Source organism: Vreelandella boliviensis LC1, assembly GCF_000236035.1.
GTDB lineage: Bacteria > Pseudomonadota > Gammaproteobacteria > Pseudomonadales > Halomonadaceae > Vreelandella > Vreelandella boliviensis.
The window spans coordinates 2,036,296-2,055,265 of sequence record NZ_JH393257.1; the positions used below are offsets into that span (position 1 = coordinate 2,036,296).

General features: G+C 56.6%; 14 protein-coding genes. All 14 read left to right on the plus strand.

Features of this window, described 5'->3' with window-relative positions; translation table 11 throughout:
* Positions 1 to 16 precede the first annotated feature (16 nt).
* A complete protein-coding gene (tssF, locus tag KUC_RS09100; RefSeq protein ID WP_007112888.1) occupies positions 17 to 1,780 on the plus strand; it encodes a type VI secretion system baseplate subunit TssF in 1,764 nt (587 codons plus the stop codon).
* Positions 1,744 to 2,766 carry a type VI secretion system baseplate subunit TssG gene (gene tssG / locus KUC_RS09105; protein WP_007112889.1) on the plus strand — a complete coding sequence of 341 codons (1,023 nt, stop codon included), beginning with the start codon at positions 1,744 to 1,746 and terminating at the stop codon, positions 2,764 to 2,766. Before tssF ends, tssG begins: the two co-directional genes overlap by 37 nt.
* Positions 2,767 to 2,769: 3 nt before the next feature.
* Entirely contained in the window at positions 2,770 to 4,176 is a 1,407-nt protein-coding gene (gene tagH, locus KUC_RS09110) for a type VI secretion system-associated FHA domain protein TagH (RefSeq protein WP_007112890.1), read from the plus strand.
* Complete coding sequence (gene tssJ / locus KUC_RS09115; protein ID WP_007112891.1) at positions 4,173 to 4,727, plus strand: type VI secretion system lipoprotein TssJ; 555 nt, start codon at positions 4,173 to 4,175, stop codon at positions 4,725 to 4,727. The genes tagH and tssJ overlap by 4 nt, the downstream gene beginning before the upstream one ends.
* Positions 4,727 to 6,061 carry a type VI secretion system baseplate subunit TssK gene (tssK, locus tag KUC_RS09120; protein ID WP_007112892.1) on the plus strand — a complete coding sequence of 445 codons (1,335 nt, stop codon included), beginning with the start codon at positions 4,727 to 4,729 and terminating at the stop codon, positions 6,059 to 6,061. Before tssJ ends, tssK begins: the two co-directional genes overlap by 1 nt.
* A gap of 3 nt (positions 6,062 to 6,064) precedes the next feature.
* On the plus strand, positions 6,065 to 6,907 hold the full coding sequence (gene icmH, locus KUC_RS09125; protein ID WP_007112893.1) for a type IVB secretion system protein IcmH/DotU: 843 nt from the start codon (positions 6,065 to 6,067) through the stop codon (positions 6,905 to 6,907).
* Between the two features lie 8 nt (positions 6,908 to 6,915).
* Complete coding sequence (gene tssH / locus KUC_RS09130) at positions 6,916 to 9,537, plus strand: type VI secretion system ATPase TssH (RefSeq protein ID WP_007112894.1); 2,622 nt, start codon at positions 6,916 to 6,918, stop codon at positions 9,535 to 9,537.
* Between the two features lie 4 nt (positions 9,538 to 9,541).
* On the plus strand, positions 9,542 to 11,140 hold the full coding sequence (locus tag KUC_RS09135) for a sigma-54 interaction domain-containing protein (RefSeq protein WP_007112895.1): 1,599 nt from the start codon (positions 9,542 to 9,544) through the stop codon (positions 11,138 to 11,140).
* Complete coding sequence (gene vasI, locus KUC_RS09140; protein WP_007112896.1) at positions 11,137 to 11,790, plus strand: type VI secretion system-associated protein VasI; 654 nt, start codon at positions 11,137 to 11,139, stop codon at positions 11,788 to 11,790. The genes KUC_RS09135 and vasI overlap by 4 nt, the downstream gene beginning before the upstream one ends.
* Before the next feature lie 13 nt (positions 11,791 to 11,803).
* On the plus strand, positions 11,804 to 13,279 hold the full coding sequence (gene tssA, locus KUC_RS09145) for a type VI secretion system protein TssA (protein WP_007112897.1): 1,476 nt from the start codon (positions 11,804 to 11,806) through the stop codon (positions 13,277 to 13,279).
* Between the two features lie 37 nt (positions 13,280 to 13,316).
* Positions 13,317 to 16,967: a type VI secretion system membrane subunit TssM gene (gene tssM / locus KUC_RS09150; protein WP_007112898.1), complete on the plus strand. Its 3,651-nt coding sequence runs from the start codon at positions 13,317 to 13,319 to the stop codon at positions 16,965 to 16,967.
* Entirely contained in the window at positions 16,951 to 17,538 is a 588-nt protein-coding gene (locus KUC_RS09155) for a GNAT family N-acetyltransferase (RefSeq protein ID WP_007112899.1), read from the plus strand. Before tssM ends, KUC_RS09155 begins: the two co-directional genes overlap by 17 nt.
* Before the next feature lie 57 nt (positions 17,539 to 17,595).
* Positions 17,596 to 17,883, plus strand: a complete 288-nt coding sequence (locus KUC_RS09160) for a type VI secretion system PAAR protein (RefSeq protein WP_007112900.1) — start codon at positions 17,596 to 17,598, stop codon at positions 17,881 to 17,883.
* Between the two features lies 1 nt (position 17,884).
* A partial coding sequence (gene tssI / locus KUC_RS09165; RefSeq protein WP_040480045.1) for a type VI secretion system tip protein TssI/VgrG occupies positions 17,885 to 18,970 on the plus strand: 1,086 nt, incomplete at its 3' end.

Consider the following 18,970-nt stretch of genomic DNA (forward strand, 5'->3'; position numbering starts at 1 on the left):
GGCCCGAGAGGCACGAATGCTGAATCGCTATTATCGTGATGAACTCAATTTTTTAAAGCGACAGGGGCGGGAGTTTGCCGATGCAAACCCCGGCTTGAGTCGCTTCTTATCTGAGCGCAGCACTGACCCTGATGTAGAACGGTTGTTGGAAGGGTTCGCCTTTCTAACTGGCCGAATGCGCGAAAAAGTGGAGGATGAGTTTCCCGAGCTTACTCACTCGTTAATCAGCATGCTGTGGCCGAACTACCTGCGGCCAGTGCCCAGTATGACAGTGGTGCAGTTTACCCCGAGCTGGTACTCCTTGAGTCAGCAGCAGCGGGTCGAGCGCGGAACGCAACTTGCCAGCGAACCAGTAGAGGGCACGCCATGCTTGTTTAGAACTTGCCATGATGTCGCACTCTATCCATTGGCGCCGATAGGCGTCGATGCAAGACATACGCGAGAGTCCTCTATTGTCGAACTGGCAATGGAGGTGCGCAGCGACCAACCGATGAATGCGATGGGCATCGACTCACTGCGTTTGCATCTAGGCGGCGATGGTTACACAGCCCGTACGCTGTATTTATGGATGAGCCATTATCTGGCACGACTGGAGCTGGAGATTGATGGGCAGACGCAGCGCTTACCTGCTGATGCGCTCAAGGCCGTTGGATTTGAGCGTGACCAAGCACTTTTGCCTTACCCGCAGAATGTTCATCAAGGGTATCGCATTTTGCAGGAGTACCTGTGCTTTCCAGAGGCTTTCCATTTTTTTGATGTTGTAGGGATTGCCCAATACCTTCCTGCTGACACGGCCAGCAATGTCACTCTGCGCTTTGTCTTTTCCCGCACTCTTCCGACCGATGCACGGGTGCGGAATGAGCATTTGGCGCTTTACTGCACGCCGGCGATTAACCTTTTCGAGCACGACGCTGAACCCATTGATCTAAGTGGCGAGCGCAGCGAGTACCGTATACGGCCTAACAGCCGGGCACCCTCTCACTACGAGATTTTTAGTGTTGATGACGTGCTGGGTACGCTAGAGGGTGAGCGCACGGGGTGGCAAGACAAGCCGCGCAGCTATGTCCCGTTTGAAAGTTTTCAGCATCAAATTGAGCGTGATCGAGGGCGTGAAGCACTTTATTACCGAGTACGTGTGCGTGACAGTCTGCGTAGCGATGGCTTTGACCACGACATCGCCTTTGTCCGCGGAGACGAACGTGCGTCTCTTGGCCGTCGTGAAACGATTTCCCTGCAGCTAACGTGCAGCAATCGTGAGCTGCCCGAGCAACTGACTATCGGCGATCTGTGCGTGGCGACGGAAGAGAGCCCTGCTTACGCCACCTTTCGCAATATCACCCGGCCAACGCCCGTGCTCCGTCCTGCGCTCGATGATGGGTTGCTGTGGATATTAATCTCAAACTTGTCGCTCAACTACCTCTCCTTGCTAGAGCGCGATGCGCTTTGCTCGGTACTACGTGCCTATGACTTTAGGGCCTTGGTGGACAGACAAGCAGAAAGGGTCGCGCAAAAAAGGCTTGCCGGCATTCTTGATATCGATACCCAGTCCGTTGATCGACTTCGCAAAGGACTGCCTGTGCGTGGGCTGCGTTCAGTGATGACGTTAGATCAAGAGGCCTTTGGCGATGAGGGCAGCCTCTATTTGTTTGGCAGTGTGTTGGCGCGTTTCTTCTCGCTGTACGCAAGCATCAACTCATTTCACGAGTTGCATGTCATTAACCGCCATAACCAAGAGCGCTATCAATGGACCTTACAGGAGGGGCAGCAGCCCCTGATGTAGCGCTGGCACCGGTTATTCGGGGAGCGCGACGTTACGAGTTTTACCAACTAGTAGAGCTTCTGCACCGTCATCACGGCGATGATTTAGAGCAGCGGCATGGCGGTAGCGTGCCCTCATTTCAGCGCGTGCGCTTCACCGCGTCGGCCTCGCTGGGCTTCCCGGGTAGCGATGTGCTCGCTCTGAGAGATAGCCAAGCCGGTCAGTACGAGATGGAAGTCAGTTTCCTGGGGCTACAAGGTGCGCAGTCGCCACTGCCCGGTTACTACTTGGAAACCCTGGCGCATAACGCGGCTCACCGGGAAGGGGCGGCTGGGGATTTCCTGGACTTCTTTAACCATCGGTTAATAACGCTGCTGCACCGAAGCTGGCGCAAATACCGCCATTACATTCGCTATCAAAACGATGCGAAGGATGGTTTTTCCGCCGCTATCTTTGCGCTGGTAGGGCTCGCTGACAGTGATTTGCGCGGTGAAACGCCAATCAACTGGAGCAAAATGCTCGCTTATGCGGGCCTATTGGCTGGGCGTTCGCGTTCGCCTGATGTAGTCAGTGGCATTGTTGGGCACTGTTTCGACCTCGCCAGGGTAGAAATAGAAGAGTGGGTGCAGCGTTGGGTGGAGATTCCTCTGGATCAGCGCAGTTGTATGGGCACCTCGGGGATGACGCTTGGCAGTGACATGGTCGCAGGCGAACGTGTCGCGGATGTGAATGGCAAATTTGCGCTGTGTCTGCGTGGTTTAAGCCTGGCCCGCTTTAGAGATTTTCTACCTGATGGTGAAGAGCATAGCCCGCTCAAAACGTTGGTGAGTTTTGTGCTGCGTGAGCCTTTGGCCTACGACCTTGAGCTTGAATTGTTGGAGAGCGAAGTAAAGCCCATGCGCTTGGGCGATGCCGGATCATGCCAGCTTGGCTGGACCACCTTTGTAGATCCAGAGAGTGACGACCGCACCACGCGCCGTCGCGTACGCATTCAGATGACGAGTTAACCCATGCATCCCAATCAACTAGACGCCATTACGTTGGTCGTTACCAACAGTGAGCTGCTTGAAGGGCGATCAACCAGCAGCTTCGTCTTCTACGAGGAGGGGGGGACGCTAGGCAGCAGTCTCCACGATGACTGGCTACTGCAAGATCATGGCGGCCGCATCAGACCAAACCATGCCGAAATCACCAAAATCGATGGCAAGTTCTGCTTAGTGGATCTTAGTGGCCATACCTATATAAATCTCACCACGCTGCCGATTGGGCGCCACCGGAAGGTAGCTTTACGCGATGGCGATGAGCTGTTGATTGGTGAGTACCACCTAAAGGTGCACCTCGGGGATCGCCATGCGTGGCAGCCAGGCGTGCATTCGCTTGCCACTCTCATTGACGAAGAGCATGACGAAGTGACCACCCACGGCACTGTTTGGTCATCGGGGAAAGGGGAGGTCTTTGATCATTCAGCAGAAAAAGGCGATCCCATGGAGGCCTTGGGCGGTGCAATGCCCGGCTCTATTCAGCATGACCCGATGGTTGCATTAGATCGCGATGAAGTGTCTGCGGAGGCCATGGAGCCGCTAGAAGCGATGGGGCTCTCGAATCGCGGCTATGTATATCAAGAACCTACTTCTCATCAAAGTGGGCAGCAGTGGCAGAACCAAGAGCGCCATGATGAAGCATTAAGCCTTCCCGGTATCAGAACACCTAATGGCACAACAACGCAGAGGAGCAGTGGCATGGATGAGCGGCAGATAAACGACTTGGAGCGCTCTGTTGGGGAGCAATTGGAAGACCGCTGGCAAAAACCGGCGACACCTTCGCTTGGCCATATTGGCGCAGATCCTTTGTTAAGAGGCTTAGGCCTGGATCTTTCTTTTCGTGATAGCGAAGAGCAGCAAGCGTTCTTAGAAGAAGCGGGGCAAACACTTCGCGCCACTATTGATGGACTGCGCCTACTGCAGCAGTCCCAAAACGATAGTAAGTACCCGCTGCGAGACCGTCGCTTACAGCCGATTGAAGATAATCCGCTGCGTCTTGGTCAATCCTATGAAGAGACGGCTGAAACCCTATTTTCTGCCCAGCGTAGCCCCGTACACCTATCCGCACCAGAGGCGGTAGCGGAGTGCTTACGCCACCAGGGCCAGCATCAAGCCGCTGTCGAAGAAGCCATTGGTCATGCCCTGGGCGCCATACTCGATGCGTTCTCACCTGAAACTCTGATCAAGCGTTTTCATGCTTACCGTGGTGCCGGTAATCGCCTTGAAGACGAAGGGGGCTGGGCGTGGGAGATGTACCACTACTACTACCGCGAGCTTAACTCGGGTCGCCAGCAAGGCTTTCAAAAACTGTTTTGGGAAGTTTTTGAGCAAGCCTATGACCAATCGGTGCGTCGCCAGCAGCGGGAGGAGGGATGAACGCGCAGAGCATGAGCTTGCAGAATGTGGCACGGCTTGTCTGGTTACTTTGCATCATTTTGCTGTTAACAGGCTGTGCCTCAACGCGTGAAGCCTCGGGCAAAGCGTGGCAGGTAATGCGCGACCCATCGATTCCTGTCGGTTATCCCGAAGACCGACCTACAACGGTGGATCTCAGCATGATTGCTGAGCCAAACGTCAATCCCAACCTAGATGGCGAAGGAACGCCGCTGCGTTTTCAGGTGCTGCAGTTAAAAGATGACTCCATGTTGATGGCCGCTGATTTAGGTCAACTGAGCAGTGATTTAGAGGAAGCGCTAGGTACCAATTACCTCACCCATGATGACTTTACCCTGCTACCGGGGCAGTGGAAATTTTATGAACCCTTCGACGTCGATGAAGAGACGCGTTACATCGGACTGATTGCTTTCTATGCCACCCCCAACGAAGCCGAGTGGAAGAAGGTCGTTAAGGTAAAAAGCCGTGGCGAGCATTACCACTTGCTGGTTCATCTCCGAGACAGCGAAGTAGAACTAAGGAAGGAGGAGTAATGGCTAGCCGAAATCGTGTGGTATGGAGCGAGGGGCTATTCATTAAGCCCCAGCATTTCCAGCAACAGCAGCGCAGTTTAGAAGGGCTAATAGATGCTCGTCTAAAAGGCATTAGTCATTACTTATATGGCTTTCATACGCTGGAGTTGAACAGCGAGTTCCTCAGCTTCGGGCGTATTGCCATTAGCCGTGCCAGCGGGGTTATGCCCGATGGCGTCGCTTTTCAGCTGCCGGCCGATGATATCGAGCCTAGCCCGTTAGAAATTAGCGATGCCAGCATTACTAACCAGGTGGTCTACCTGGGACTGCCGTTGGCAACCGATGGTGTCGGCGAAGTGCGCTGGCCGGGAGATGAGCTACCGGCACGCTATCGCCTCTCGTCACGTAGTGTGCGTGACCTGCACTCCCGCGATGGTTCTACAGCGGAGCTAGAGGTGGCGCGAGTTTCTCCACGCTTGCTACTCGAAAGCGATGATCGGAGTGGTTACGCCTGCCTATCGGTAGCGCGCATTATTGAGCGTCGCCCGGATGGCAGCTTAGTCCTCGATGAGCAATTTCTGCCCACGCTACTTAACGTCCAGGCAGCGCCTGGGTTGCAGCGCTTTGTGGGGGAGATGGCCGGTTTAATGCGAGAGCGAGCGCGCAATATTGCCCAGCGGCTTTCTACACCGCATCAAGCAGGGGTCGCCGATGTCGCCGACTTTATGCTGCTGCAGCTACTTAATCGCGCGCAGCCGCGCTTTCAACACCTGGCTCGGCTTGGCCAGCTCCACCCAGAGCGGCTTTACGACACCATGCACGAAGTGGCCTGTGAGCTGGTGACCTTTACCGATGAGTCGCGGTTACCGCCGGAGTGTCCGGCCTATGATCACGACCACCCTGAACGCGCTTTTCGGCCGCTGATGAAGATGCTACGCCAGGCGCTTTCCACCGTGCTTGAGCCACGAGCTGTCGCCATCCAGCTACAGACGCGACGTTTTGGCCTGCTAGTGGCACCGCTTTCGGACGTTAGTCTCATTGAATCGGCGGAGTTCATTCTGGCGGTTCGGGCCGACATGCCCAACGAGCGCTTGCGCAAGCTGTTCTTGCAACAAACCAAAGTGGCCAGCGTCGAGCGTATTCGCGACCTCATCAGCCTACAGCTCCCCGGTGTGCCGCTTGAACCCTTACCGGTCGCGCCCCGCGAGCTGCCCTATCACGCTGGCTATAGCTACTTCCAACTGGATCGCCAGAGTGAAGCGTGGGGAATGCTCAACGGGGCCAGCGGATTTGCCTTCCATGTCGCCGGTGAATTTCCAGGGCTGGAAATGCAGTTCTGGGCCATCAGGAGTTAAGCCATGCAACATCTCGCAACCGATGATCAACGCCTTGTACGACCGCGTGGCGATCACGACAAAGTTCGCCATGAAGATCTGATTAATGAGCGTGGCTTGGAACATCTGATACATAGCCACGCCGAGCAGCTTGATGCCGATGAGGACTACTGGTTCCGTCTGCGCGGCCACAATCTAAACCCTCTAGTGGATGCCGCCAGCAGCCTGCTTGGCATGGTGGTGCGCGTTCGCCAGCTCGACAGTGCGAGCGATGTGGAGCGCCTCTACCGCCAAGTGGTAGATGAAATTGCCGCCATTGAAATTGAGCTGACTGAGCAGGGCTATGACCGAGCCACGCTGCTCGCATACCGTTACGTGCTCTGCTCCTTCATTGACGAAGCCGTCATGGGTATGCCCTGGGGTCGGCAAAGCAAGTGGGCTGAGCATTCGCTGTTAACACGTTTTCATAATGAAACCTGGGGCGGCGAAAAAGTATTTTCTATCCTCTCGCGCTTACAACAAGAGCCTCAGCGCTACCGCGATATGTTGGCGTTTATTTATCTGTGCCTGTGTCTCGGCTTTGAAGGCCGTTATCGCGTGATGTCTCACGGACGCGATGAGTACGAGCAAATTGTGCGTGCCCTGGGTGACCAATTGGCCACGCTTGACCAGCCGCCTGAAGAGGCGCTGACACAGCCGTTACGCAATGTAGTGAAAGGCCGACAAAACCTGCGCAGCGGGTTTCCTGTATGGGGCATTTTTACCCTGTTTGGGATAGCTATGGTGGCGGTGTATTTGGGCCTGTCTTGGTCGCTTGACCAACAAGCCGAACAGATTACCTCGCTTCTTAACCAAATTTACCGTTAGGAGAACCCATGCTCAGGGTAGAGCTTCCGGCGCTTATTAGCCGCTTAAATGTGATCGCTCGCCAAGGACTCGAAGGGGCCGCCGTGCTGTGCGCGCAGCAGCAGGCGCCCGAGGTCACTGCCGCCCATCTATTACAAGCGTTGCTTGATCAGCCGCTATGCGATGTACGCTGCTTATGTGAAAAATTCGATATTGATGTCGCACAGCTGCGTGCTCAACTCGCTGAAGAGACGCGTCCACCGCGGGATCTAGACGTAACAACCCCCAGCTTTTCGCCTCTGTTGGTGGAGTTACTACAAGATGCCTGGTTGCTGGCCACCACAGAGTATCAGCATAGCGAACTGCGCAGTGGGGCGGTGTTAACCGCCTTGCTTCATAACGCTGACCGTTACCTGGGGGCAGGCTCTGTTCGCCTACTAGCGGAGATTAATCGTGAAAATTTACGCCGCCACTTTAAGAGCTTAACAGCCGATTCAGCCGAAGCGCCTCAGGAGAGTGCTGGCGCGCGCCAAGGCCAGCCTGCCCACCGCGCGGGTGATGATAGTGCGCTGGCTCGCTTTGCGACCTCGCTGACCGAACAAGCGCGTCAAGGTGAGCTTGACCCTGTCCTGGGGCGTGATCCGGAAATCGACCAAATGCTCGATATCCTGGGACGTCGGCGAAAGAACAACCCCATTGTGATTGGCGATGCCGGGGTGGGTAAAAGTGCCGTGGTAGAAGGCTTAGCCGCACGCATTGTGGCTGGGCAAGTACCCGCGGCGCTGGCAGATGTCGAGCTTCTGACCCTTGATCTAGGGGCGCTGCAAGCCGGTGCCGCGGTGAAAGGCGAGTTTGAAAAGCGCCTGAAAGCGGTGATTGACGAAGTCAAAAACGCCCCGCGGCCTACGCTACTGTTTATTGACGAAGCGCACACGCTGATCGGTGCTGGCAACCAGGAAGGTGGCGGCGACGCGGCCAACTTGCTCAAACCTGCCCTGGCACGGGGTGAGCTGCGTACCATCGCCGCTACCACTTGGCGTGAGTACAAAAAGTACTTTGAAAAAGACCCGGCTTTGTCGCGGCGCTTTCAGCCGATTGCGATTTCCGAGCCAAGTGTCGATCAGGCGCTGGTTATTCTACGTGGCTTGCGCGATGTGTATGAGCGCGCACATGGTGTATTGATTGGCGATAGCGGCCTGCGTGCCGCCGCTGCGCTTTCTGCCCGTTATTTGGCCGGTCGGCAACTGCCCGATAAAGCCATTGATGTGCTGGATACCGCCTGTACTCGTCTGGCGCAGGCCTTGGATACCCCGCCGCGCAAGCTAAGTCATTTGCAGAGTGAGCATACTGCCGCGCTACGTGAGCGCGACCAGGTTGAGCGTGAACGACTGTTAGGGCGCGAACCCGATAGCGAACTCCACCACGACTTAACCGAACGTTTGGCCAAGCTGGAAGAAGAGTTGGCAAGCCTGGAAGCTGCCTGGCAAGCGCAGCGCGAATGCGTCGATGCGATTGTAGCGCTACACCGCCAACTGCTAGAGGCAACGGATGGCGATGCCGTGGATCAACTTCCCGAAGGCGTTCATCAAGAACTCGCCGAACGGGAGCAGCAGCTGGCCCAGCTTCAAGAAACGTTTGCACTGGTCAACCCCAGCGTTGAAGAAGCCCAGATTGCCCAGGTGATTGGCGACTGGACGGGCGTGCCGGTCGAGCGCATGACCAGCGATGAGCTAACGCGGCTCACCGAACTGCCGACGCATCTGGATGCATTAATCCAGGGCCAGAACAGTGCTATTGAGCGTATTCATCGCCATTTGCTAACCGCGCGTGCGGATCTACGTCGCCCAGGGCGGCCATTGGGCGCGTTCCTGTTGGTAGGCCCCAGCGGCGTCGGTAAAACCGAAACCGTGGTGCAAATTGCCGACCAGCTGTATGGCGGTCGTCAATTTCTCACCACCATCAATATGTCGGAATACCAAGAGAAGCATACGGTTTCACGCCTGATTGGCTCGCCGCCAGGGTATGTCGGGTTTGGTGAAGGTGGGCTATTAACCGAAGCGATCCGTCAGCGCCCTTATTCGGTGGTGCTGCTGGACGAAGTCGAAAAAGCCCATCCCGACGTGTTGAACCTCTTCTATCAAGCGTTTGATAAAGGTGAATTGGCCGATGGGGAAGGGCGCGTGATCGATTGCAAAAACGTGCTGTTCTTCCTGACCTCCAACCTGGGCTATGAAGCCATCGTCAGCTATGACAATGACCCAGAAGCGCTGGATGCCGCGCTCTATCCGGTGCTGGCAGAGTTTTTCAAACCGGCTCTATTGGCGCGGATGGAAGTGGTGCCTTACTTGCCGCTGGACGGCGACACTCTGCGCGACATCGTGAAAACCAAGCTGGCTACCCTGGCAACACGCATCCGCGAGCGTCATAGGAAGGCCGAGGTGGTGCTTGATGACAGCCTGGCCGAGGCAATTTGCAAACGCGCAACACGTAGCGAAAACGGCGCGCGGATGCTGGAGTCGGTGATTGATGGTGAACTGCTGCCGCCACTTTCCCGTGCCTTGCTTGAACGTATGGCCCGGCGTGAACAGGTGACCCGAGTATCGTTGGGTGTGGATGCCGAACAGGGCACCTTTACTGCGGAGGTCGCGTGACACCATGACGCTTCAAGCCATTGATACCTTCGCTGCTACTCGAGAGTGCTTATCTTCACCACTAGCCGCTATGCCCATTGCGGTAACACTGGTGGAAAGTGCTAGCGCAGAGGCACTGCGCCAACGCGCAGCCCAAGTGCTGCGCGAGGGGGTAGGGCTTGATTGCGCCGAGTGTCTCTATGTGGAGGGCAGTGGACGTTGGCTTGGTCGCGATGGTGATGCGGTTCAGTTTGATTGCAGCGATTTTAGCCACCCTTACGCCCACGTGATACGCAGTGGTAAAGCGCTCACATTAAGCGTTGGTGATGCGCGTACGCGTTTGGATCATGCTGGCTTTCAGGCTCAGGTCATTCACCTGGGAGCCAAAAAACGCCTGCAAGTAAGACCGCTTCGCGCCAAAGATGGTGAGCAAGAGTGGCTGGGGGCGCTGTTAATGGTGGGGGAGGACAGCACCTTTAGCGCCCTAGACGATGATCCAGGTATGGCGGCGTTTGAAGAATTGTTATGCCGACTATGGGCGCGGCTCTCCCGCGAGCAGGGTGAGCGCCACCGTTCGCGGGCACTGCGCGATTCGTTAGCCAAACTTAATGATGGGGCGCGCCGACAAGCGTTGGCCGACCAGTTGTCGGAAGACCTGCTGGGGCAGTCAACCGCCATGCAAACCCTACGCCGCCAAGTGGTGAGAGCGGCAGAAACTAACCTGGCGGTGTTACTGCAGGGAGAAACAGGCACGGGAAAAGACCGGGTGGCGCGTGCCCTTCATCAACTCTCTGGGCGTGCGAAAGGCCCTTTCATGGCCATTAACTGTGCCGCTATACCCGAAGCGCTGCTCGAATCTGAGCTTTTTGGCCATGCCAAAGGAGCGTTTTCAGGGGCTGACCACGCCCAGCAGGGGCTAATCAGCCAAGCCGATGGCGGAACGCTATTTCTCGATGAGATTGGCGATATGCCCCTGGCGCTGCAAGCCAAGTTATTGCGAGTGCTAGAAAGTGGCCGCTATCGCCCGCTCGGAGCCAGTGAAGAGCGTTGTGCCGATTTACGTCTCGTGGCCGCTACTCATCAACCGCTTCGCGAGCATATCCGCGCGCAGCACTTTCGTGCCGACCTTTACTACCGGCTGGGCCAATTCCCCCTCACCTTGCCGCCCCTCGCAGAGCGGCGCGATGACATTGCCCAGTTAGCGCAATCCTTCATTAGCGATTTCTGCGCGCGTGAACAGCGAGACGATATGGGTATCACCCCGGCAGCGCTGCGCTTATTACAGCGACGAGAATACCCCGGCAATGTCCGTGAGCTGAAGAACCTGATTGATTACGCTTGCGCTATGACACCGCAAGGGGCGGATATTGATGCCTATGTCTTGCCGGGCGAGCAAGAGAGCGACGCCCAAACGGCACCGAATTCGCAGGTAAATAGCACGGCGTACTCTTTGCCTAACGATATCGATGACTTGCGCCAAGCGCTTCGCGACGTTGAGACCGCCATTATTCGCCAACGGTTAATGCATTTTGGCGGCAATCGTGCCCAAGCCGCTGCAAGTCTTGGCTTACCTAAGCGAACACTGGCACATAAATGCCAACTGCTAGAACTGGATACCAAATGAAAGTGACGCTACCAATCCGCCAGTGGTCACGCTGGGGAATGCTTATCATCGCTGTTTTGGGGAGCTCGGCTGCGTTAGCAGAAGAGCACCAGGCAATGTTGGAAAGCGCCTTGGCATGTGCTGATGAGACTTCGCGCTTAGAGCGTCTGAGCTGCTATGACGATGTGTTTAAAACAGTGAACTCATCGAGCGAGGATAAAGAGCTGCCTGATTTGTGGTACGCGATCGACCAGCAAGAGCGAGATCGTGATAGCGATAATCTTAGTTTGGTGGTTGGGCACACCGGCGAAGATGTGTTGATGAGTGTTCCTGCGCTGGGAACCACACCGCCACGGCCCATTATGGTTATGGCCTGTGAAAAGCAGATCACGCGTTTCCAACTACACATGCCAGAGCCCATTGATAATGCCCGCGTTGATCTACAGCTAAACGCGAATGGCACCACTATCCGACAGCAGTGGCGAGTCCGTGATGGTGGGCATGTCATCAATGGTGGCCGTGGGTTACCGGCTATCGAAACGCTTCGCCAACTGCTAAGTGCCAACAACGTCACTATTAATAGCGATTTGGCGAGCTTAGATGGGCTGCGTTTTGATATTACCGATCTCCGCCAACTCATTCAGCCGTTACGCGAAGCGTGTCGTTGGTAAGGGAGCAAGAGCTATGCGTATTACTGCTGAAACTCATCTTGAACCTTTATTGGCACCGCTAGCGGCCAATGATCAAGGGCAGCCGGTGGGGGAACCGCTTGAAGAGTCGAGCGATTATCTGGCGCTTGATGCGGAAATGATGAAAGTCGGTTCGTTGCAGCACGCTAGTGTCGCTTGGGAAACCGCTGAAACCCTGGCTATTCAAATGCTTAGTCAGCGTGGCAAAGACTTAAAAGTGTTAGGCCATTTACTGCACTGCCTGCAGCACGAGGGTAACGGTGTGCGCTTTGCTCTTTCGCTGCGCTTGCTAACGCGCGCGCTTGAGCAGCCCTGGTGGGAACATGCCTACCCGTTTAATGGCCAGCGCGGTGCCAAGCTGCGTCCGCGGCTGTTTCAACAATTTACTCAGCGCAGTGTAAAACTCGCTGGTGGGCTCGACTTTCATAATGCTGAAGATGAATTCGAGGCCTGCCAAACCGCGCTCAACGAGCTAAAGGTGCAAGTAGAGCAACTCTCGTTACCTGGGGATTCGCTGGGTGAACTAAGCCGTCAGCTAATGGCGCAGCGTCCGGCCCAGTCGTCCTCTTCAGAGAAGAGTAGTAACGCTCCCCCGCAGGCGGAGAGAAGCGAAACTTATCACGCTGACTCTGCTCATGCGTCAGCCCAAGCGCCTGCGAAAGCGCCAGAGCTGCGTTTAGAAGCGGGCAATGAACGTTCTAATCGACAGGCCCTGCTCAAAATGGCGGAATTTTTGAGCGAGCAGTCGCCAGGTGAGCCGCTCGCTTATCGCCTTCGCCGCTACGCCGTATGGAGCGCCATACAGGCGCTGCCAGCAGCTAAGGCGGAGGGTAAAGCAGAGTTAGGGAAGACCGAGTTAGCCCCGGTCTCGGCAGACCGTATTGCCGATTATCGCGAAGCTCTCGCGCGGGGCGGCGACAGCGCTCTCTGGCAGCGCATCGAAAACAGCCTGGCGGTAAGCCCTTACTGGTTGGAGGGACACCGACTTAGTGCGGGTCTGGCCAAGCAGCTCGGACATCCACGTTGTGCTGAAGCGATTCGTGATGAAGCACAACGATTTGTAGCGCGGCTGCCAGGCATTGAAACCCTGACATTCAACAACGGCGCGCGGTTTGTCGATGATGAAACGCAACGTTGGCTATATAGCAGCGCATCAGGGGGCAGCGAAGCCAGCAGTAATGGCAGCGATGCATGGCAGATGGGCCTCGAGGAAGCTCGCGACGCCGTGGAGAGTGGCGATATAGGCGCGGCATTAAAAGTGCTCGACCAAGGGTTAAGTGCCGCCCGATCACCTCGCGAGAACGCCTATTGGCGCTTGGCAAGTGCGGACCTATTGCACGAAACCGGGCTAGAAAGCCTCGCGCAGCAGCACTACCACACCTTGCATCAGAGCGTAACCGAGCTGGCGCTAGAGCAGTGGGAACCAGCGCTGGTATCACGCCTTAAAGCAGCGGTTAAAGAGACGCACTAATAATGTTCATCATTAAAGGGACGAGGGATAAAGGCTAATGTGGTCAACATTAAAATCAAAGCTAAGCCGCTGGGTGCCAGGTATGTCGCGGGCACAGTCTGCGCACAACCGGGCCCAGGCACATGGTAATAAAGCCAAAGGGCTACTGCGGATCTCAACGCTGCTGTGGGCAGTCCTGCTGATTGTGTTACTGGTCGCGATCTGGTGGCTAGGGCCTAGCTGGGAAGTCCGAGGTGTCATGCCCCTCGCTCCGTTAACGAATCGTCTATTGGCCACGTTGGTAGTGGTCACCGTGATTGCCGTGGTGTGGGGCGTCCGCTTGGCGCGTCGTTTAAGGGCGCTGGATGATGAACGTCAACAGGAAGACGCCCGCCAACAAGACCCGATCATGTCGCAAGTCGAGCGTCAGGAAGCGTCTCTGAACAGCGTGTTAAGCGAAATTACCAATAGCCTGGGAGGTGGTCATAGCAGCCGCTACCGTCTGCCCTGGTACTTGGTGATGGGGGTCGAAAACGCGGGCAAAACCAGCCTGATCAATCGCTCCGGCCAGAATTTTGCACTCACCCACGTCATGAAGGCATCCGGCCAAAGCAGCAAGCAAGGTCAGCTTGGTTTTGACTGGTGGATTGGCGATAAAGCCGTATTGATAGACCCTGACGGAGAACTGCTGACCCAAGGTGCCATGGAAGGGGGCGAGCCTCAGGCGTTGCAGAGCAGGCTGTGGGATCACTTTGTTGGTTGGTTAGAGCGCAATCGCGCCCAGCGACCGCTGGATGGTGTGGTGCTGGTACTGGATCTTGCCCGGTTGAGCCATGCCCAGGTAGCGGTACGTAAAGGCTATGCCGCACTGCTACGTAGCCGCTTGCGAGAGCTTATGGAGCGTCACGGTACCCGGCTGCCGGTTTACGTGACGTTTAGCAAAATGGATTTGCTGCACGGCTTTGATGACTTCTTTCGTCACTACTCCCGCGAGGCCCGCCGTGCGCCGCTTGGGTTTACTTTTTCCCCGGCCTCAATGGAGACACCCGGACAGTGGGAGTCGGAGTTTGAAGCTGACTACGACGCCATGCTGGCGCGTTTGAATCAGCTATTGCCGACTATGTTGTCGGAATGCCGTGACCGCGAAGAGCGTGAATCTGTGTTCCGCTTTGTGCGTCAGTTGGCAGGGCTACGCGATGTGCTGTTTGGCTTCTTGACCGAGGCGCTATCGAGTGACCGCTTCTCGACCGCCGCGATGGTACGTGGTGCTTACTTTACTTCCGTGTATCAGCAAGGCGTTCCCGAAGACCCCTTTGTCGATGCCGCGGCCCGGCGTTATGGCATGGATGACAGCGTTCAGCCTGCTCATCGTGCTACCCGCAGCGCGCTCTACTTCACCGAAGAACTGTTCGAGAAAGTCATTTACCCCGAAGCAGGGCTGGCGGGTGATAACGCCAGAGTTACCCAACGCCGCCGCCGTGCCCGCAATATTAGCCTGGTCGCGTGCTTGATTATGGGTATAGGCCTGGTGGGGGGCTGGGCACACTTCTATCAAAAGAACAGCGTATCCCTCGCCGCCGTCGAAGAGCGTGCAGAAACGTTTTTAGCTACCCAGCCCGAGGCGTTCCAAAGCGATGACCCCAGTGGCTATGAGTTTTTAGAGCCGTTAGATAGGCTGCGTTATGCGCTGGAAACGTTCTCTGAATACCGTACGCACACGCCTTACCTTGCGGATATGGGGTTGTATCAGGGCCATATCATTGGTGCTCAGATTGAGCGTGCTTACCTCGCCATGCTGGAACATCAATTCCTGCCCGCCTTGATGATCGGCATCATGGACGATATGAACCGCGCCGAAGAGGGCAGCAACGCGAAACTGGCGCTGCTGCGTGTGCTGCGCATGATGTCGGACGCCAGCGGTCGTCAACCGGAGCGGGTAGAGCGCTTTATGGCCCAGCGTTGGCAAGGCTACTTTCCCCAGCGGGGCGAGGTCCAGGAGCGCCTCTTAACCCACCTGGACTATGCCTTGGAGCATAGCGATTTAGAGGGACATATTGCAGAAGGGCAACAGCTTCCCATCCAGGCGATGGCCCCCCTTCGCGGCAGTTTGAACGCTGCGCAAGAAGAGCTTTTGCGCCAACCGATTGATGAGCGAGTTTATGCCGCCCTCAAAGTAGCGGGTAGCCGCCAAGGCGATCCGCTTGATCTGCGCCGCAGCGTAGGAACGTTGTTTGATACGGTGTTTATGGCCCGTAATGATGACCCCGAGCATGTTCGCTTGCCCCACTTGGTTACCCGAGATGGTTTTGAAAACTACTTTTTACAAGAGTTGGAGCGGGCCACAGAGCTGGCATTGATCGATGTGTGGGTGCTTGGGCAGCGCGATAACATCAACTTCAGTGATGCTGATAAGCAACAACTGCAAACGGCGCTACGGGAGCATTACGTCAGTGATTATCATGTTAGTTGGCGCGATGCCCTGCGCGATACGCAGCTTGTCCCTCTGCCGGATATTCATCAAGCCATCGTGGTGGCCGACGCCCTGGTTGGGGCACAGCGCCCGCTTGATCGGCTATTGGCAGCCGGTGAGCGCAATACCAGCCTCTATCCTGAACTACCCGTTGATGATGAACAGGCGCGCAAAGCGCTGCAACAGTCCCAGCGTTACCAGCTTGCACTCGCCATTGAGCAGCCCTTCACGCCGATTAATCAGCTGAGCCAAGAGCGTAACGACAATCCCTCATCACTGGTGGAGATCAAAGCCGCGGTAACGGAGTTGCGTGACTACCTGCTTGAGATTGAAGAATCGAGCGATGCCGGGCGTACTGCTTTCATCAATGTGCGAGACCGGCTCTCGCTACGCGGTGATGACCCGATCTATAACCTACAGCGCATTGCTGACAACACCCCCGCGCCGGTAGGCAGCATGCTGCATGACCTCGCCGATCAGAGCTGGCAATTGATGATGGCGAGTGCAACGCGACACTTAGAGCACCGCTGGCTGGACGACGTCGTTGCGCCTTATCAAGAGCGTTTGGCTGGCCGCTATCCTCTCGCTCCTGGTGCCAGCCGTGAAGTGGCGCTAAGCGACTTTGAAGAGTTTTTTGCCCCCGGCGGCATCTTGGATGCTTTTTATGAAGAGAGCCTAAAACCCTTCATTGAAGGGGCTCCAGAGTACTTAGTAGATGCTGAGGGCAACTCACTGCTCCGCGATAGCCTGCATACGGCCGTGCAGCAGGCCGAACAGATCCGCCGCGCCTACTTTAGCCGCGACGGCGTTTTAGACGTGGAGTTTGCCCTTGAGCCCGTCAGCCTAAGCCCCGATAAGCGACGCAGTGTGATCAGCGTGGATGGCCAACTGATCGAATATGCCCACAGCGCCAGCCAGCGTGTCTCAATGATTTGGCCCAATACGCTGCGCGGTGGCACGGAAAGTCGCGTCACCATGGTGCCCAGTGAGGTTAATCGCTCTCCTCGTAGCATGAGCCAAGACGGCGCCTGGGCGTGGTTCCGGTTGTTGGAGCAAGCCGATATCACAAGCATTAGTGAGCGCGAGCTAGAGCTGCGCTTCAACGTTGACGGTGGCACGATGCGCTACCGTTTGTTTGCCGATGGTGCGCCTAACCCCTTTACGCGGCCGCTGGCAGCGGGTTTTCAACTGCCATCAGCGCTCTACGCCGAGCGAGGTAGCGATGCTGACCAAACTTAAGCGGCTGTTTACCTCCGGCTCGACCCAACCCAGTGCGCGCCAGAAGCGTCAGGGAGCGAAACGCTCTAACCCGTTAGCAGAAGCGCGCAGTGAGGATATCGATAGCTTTATCAAGGCTGTCTACCAAGCCGATGCCAAGGGGCTCTCGCCGTGGGTGTTGCGAGATAAAAGCGTGCTGGAAACCTTGCGCCGGGCGCTGGAGTTCACCGTGCATCGCGGCCTATGGCTGCAGCGAGAGGGCGGCCAAGTCGCCCACTGGCAAGGGAAATTGCTGGCCCTTCGCCATGGGGATGGGCCGCCGCTCGGCATGGTGCTTGCCTGCCGACCAGACGATGAAGCCGCTTGGCAACTGCGCTTTTTCTACATCAGCCAAGAGTGGAAAGGCAGTGGTCATGGCACCCGACTGCTCATGGCCGTAAGGCGTAGTTTAAGTGGTGTGCCACTGCAAACACGCCTGCCACTGACCTGCCACTCGGCCATTGACAGTCTTGAAGCCGCCGGCTTTACCCGTCAGTTCGTGGACGCTTTTAACGTTGCCCGCTATGAAGCGCCAGCAAAGTGGGATGAATAAGCGGGACGAGTAAGCGGGATAAGTTAATAAGCGGAATCGAAATAAGGAGTATCAGCAATGGGCCAAAAATTTGTACTAGTGGGTGATATAGGTACCGACCACGATGGCTTTCCACCGACGCCAGTTACCGCAGGCAGTGGCACGGTGATGATGGACGGTAAGCCAGTCGCCCGCGTGGGTGACCCCCTGGCACCGCATGATAAACCCAAACATCCCCCGCACCCGCGTGCCATAGCGCAGGGGTCCAACAGCATTTTAATCGACGGTAAACCAGCGGCACTGACGGGCCACTCGGTGGATTGTGGCGGCGTGGTGATTGGCTCTGGCTCAGGGGAGGGAAGTTGAGATGACCACAGGACTGCAATTTACCCTAACGCTCCCCGGCGTCGACGACGTAGCAGTGATCGATTTCACTCATCGCGAAGCGCTCTCCCAGCCCTTTGAACTGGTGCTGAACCTAGCGAGCCGGGACGGCAGCCTGGATGCCGCTGAACTGCTGGATCGCGAAGCCACCCTGATCATCTGGCAAGACGGCGAACCGCTGCGTCGAGTACACGGTATTGTTAGTGAATTTGGCCGGGGTGATCGAGGCCATCGCCGTACCTTCTATTCGCTGGTGCTGCGCCCAGCGCTATGGCGGCTCTCGCTGCGCCAGAACTCGCGTATTTTCCAAAAGGTCGATCCGCTCACGATCATTAATACCCTTTGCGATGAGCGGGGCATTACCGACGTGTCTTTTGCGGTTAATCGTGAATTGGCCGAGCGGGAGTATTGCGTTCAGTATCGCGAGACCGACCTCGCCTTTATTGAGCGCCTGGCCGCCGAAGAGGGGCTGTTTTACTTCCATGAATTTACAGAGGGTAGCCATCGACTGATCTTCGCCGATGATCCTCAGGTGCTGACCAACCTCGGTGAACGCACTTACCACAGCCGTGCAGGCGGCACCGCCCCTATGCGCCATGTGCGCAAGCTTAGCCACACCGCTCGGGTGGCAGCGGCCACCGCCACGCTAAAAGACTACAGCTTTAAAAACCCAGCGTATGCGCAGTTGCATGAGCACCTGGGCCGCGATGTGGAAGCGCATGGTCAAAATACAGACTATGAACACTACGATTACCCTGGCCGCTACAAGCAGGACGCCTCCGGCAAGCCCTTTACCCGCATTCGCCTGGAACAGCTGCGCCGGGAAGCGATTACCGCCAGCGCCGAAAGCGATCTCCCCGAACTGGCCCCCGGCCTGCGCTTTACGCTGACCGATCACGACACTGACAGCCTCAACCGCGATTGGCAGGCCATTGAAGTGAGCCACTTCGGCGAGCAACCCCAAGCGCTGGAAGAGGACGGGATGACCGCTTCTGACAGCGCCGGAATGACCCGCTACCACAATCAGGTCACGCTGATTCCCGGCGATGCCCCCTGGCGAGCCACCCCC

Excerpts from the sequence above, each read along its gene's own strand:
- KUC_RS09135 (WP_007112895.1), top strand. The coding sequence starts at position 9,542 with ATGACGCTTCAAGCCATTGATACCTTCGCTGCTACTCGAGAGTGCTTA.
- icmH (WP_007112893.1), top strand. The coding sequence starts at position 6,065 with ATGCAACATCTCGCAACCGATGATCAACGCCTTGTACGACCGCGTGGC.
- tssK (WP_007112892.1), top strand. The coding sequence starts at position 4,727 with ATGGCTAGCCGAAATCGTGTGGTATGGAGCGAGGGGCTATTCATTAAG.
- KUC_RS09155 (WP_007112899.1), top strand. The coding sequence starts at position 16,951 with ATGCTGACCAAACTTAAGCGGCTGTTTACCTCCGGCTCGACCCAACCC.
- KUC_RS09160 (WP_007112900.1), top strand. The coding sequence starts at position 17,596 with ATGGGCCAAAAATTTGTACTAGTGGGTGATATAGGTACCGACCACGAT.
- tssJ (WP_007112891.1), top strand. The coding sequence starts at position 4,173 with ATGAACGCGCAGAGCATGAGCTTGCAGAATGTGGCACGGCTTGTCTGG.
- vasI (WP_007112896.1), top strand. The coding sequence starts at position 11,137 with ATGAAAGTGACGCTACCAATCCGCCAGTGGTCACGCTGGGGAATGCTT.
- tssF (WP_007112888.1), top strand. The coding sequence starts at position 17 with ATGCTGAATCGCTATTATCGTGATGAACTCAATTTTTTAAAGCGACAG.
- tssG (WP_007112889.1), top strand. The coding sequence starts at position 1,744 with ATGGACCTTACAGGAGGGGCAGCAGCCCCTGATGTAGCGCTGGCACCG.
- tssH (WP_007112894.1), top strand. The coding sequence starts at position 6,916 with ATGCTCAGGGTAGAGCTTCCGGCGCTTATTAGCCGCTTAAATGTGATC.
- tagH (WP_007112890.1), top strand. The coding sequence starts at position 2,770 with ATGCATCCCAATCAACTAGACGCCATTACGTTGGTCGTTACCAACAGT.
- tssA (WP_007112897.1), top strand. The coding sequence starts at position 11,804 with ATGCGTATTACTGCTGAAACTCATCTTGAACCTTTATTGGCACCGCTA.
- tssM (WP_007112898.1), top strand. The coding sequence starts at position 13,317 with ATGTGGTCAACATTAAAATCAAAGCTAAGCCGCTGGGTGCCAGGTATG.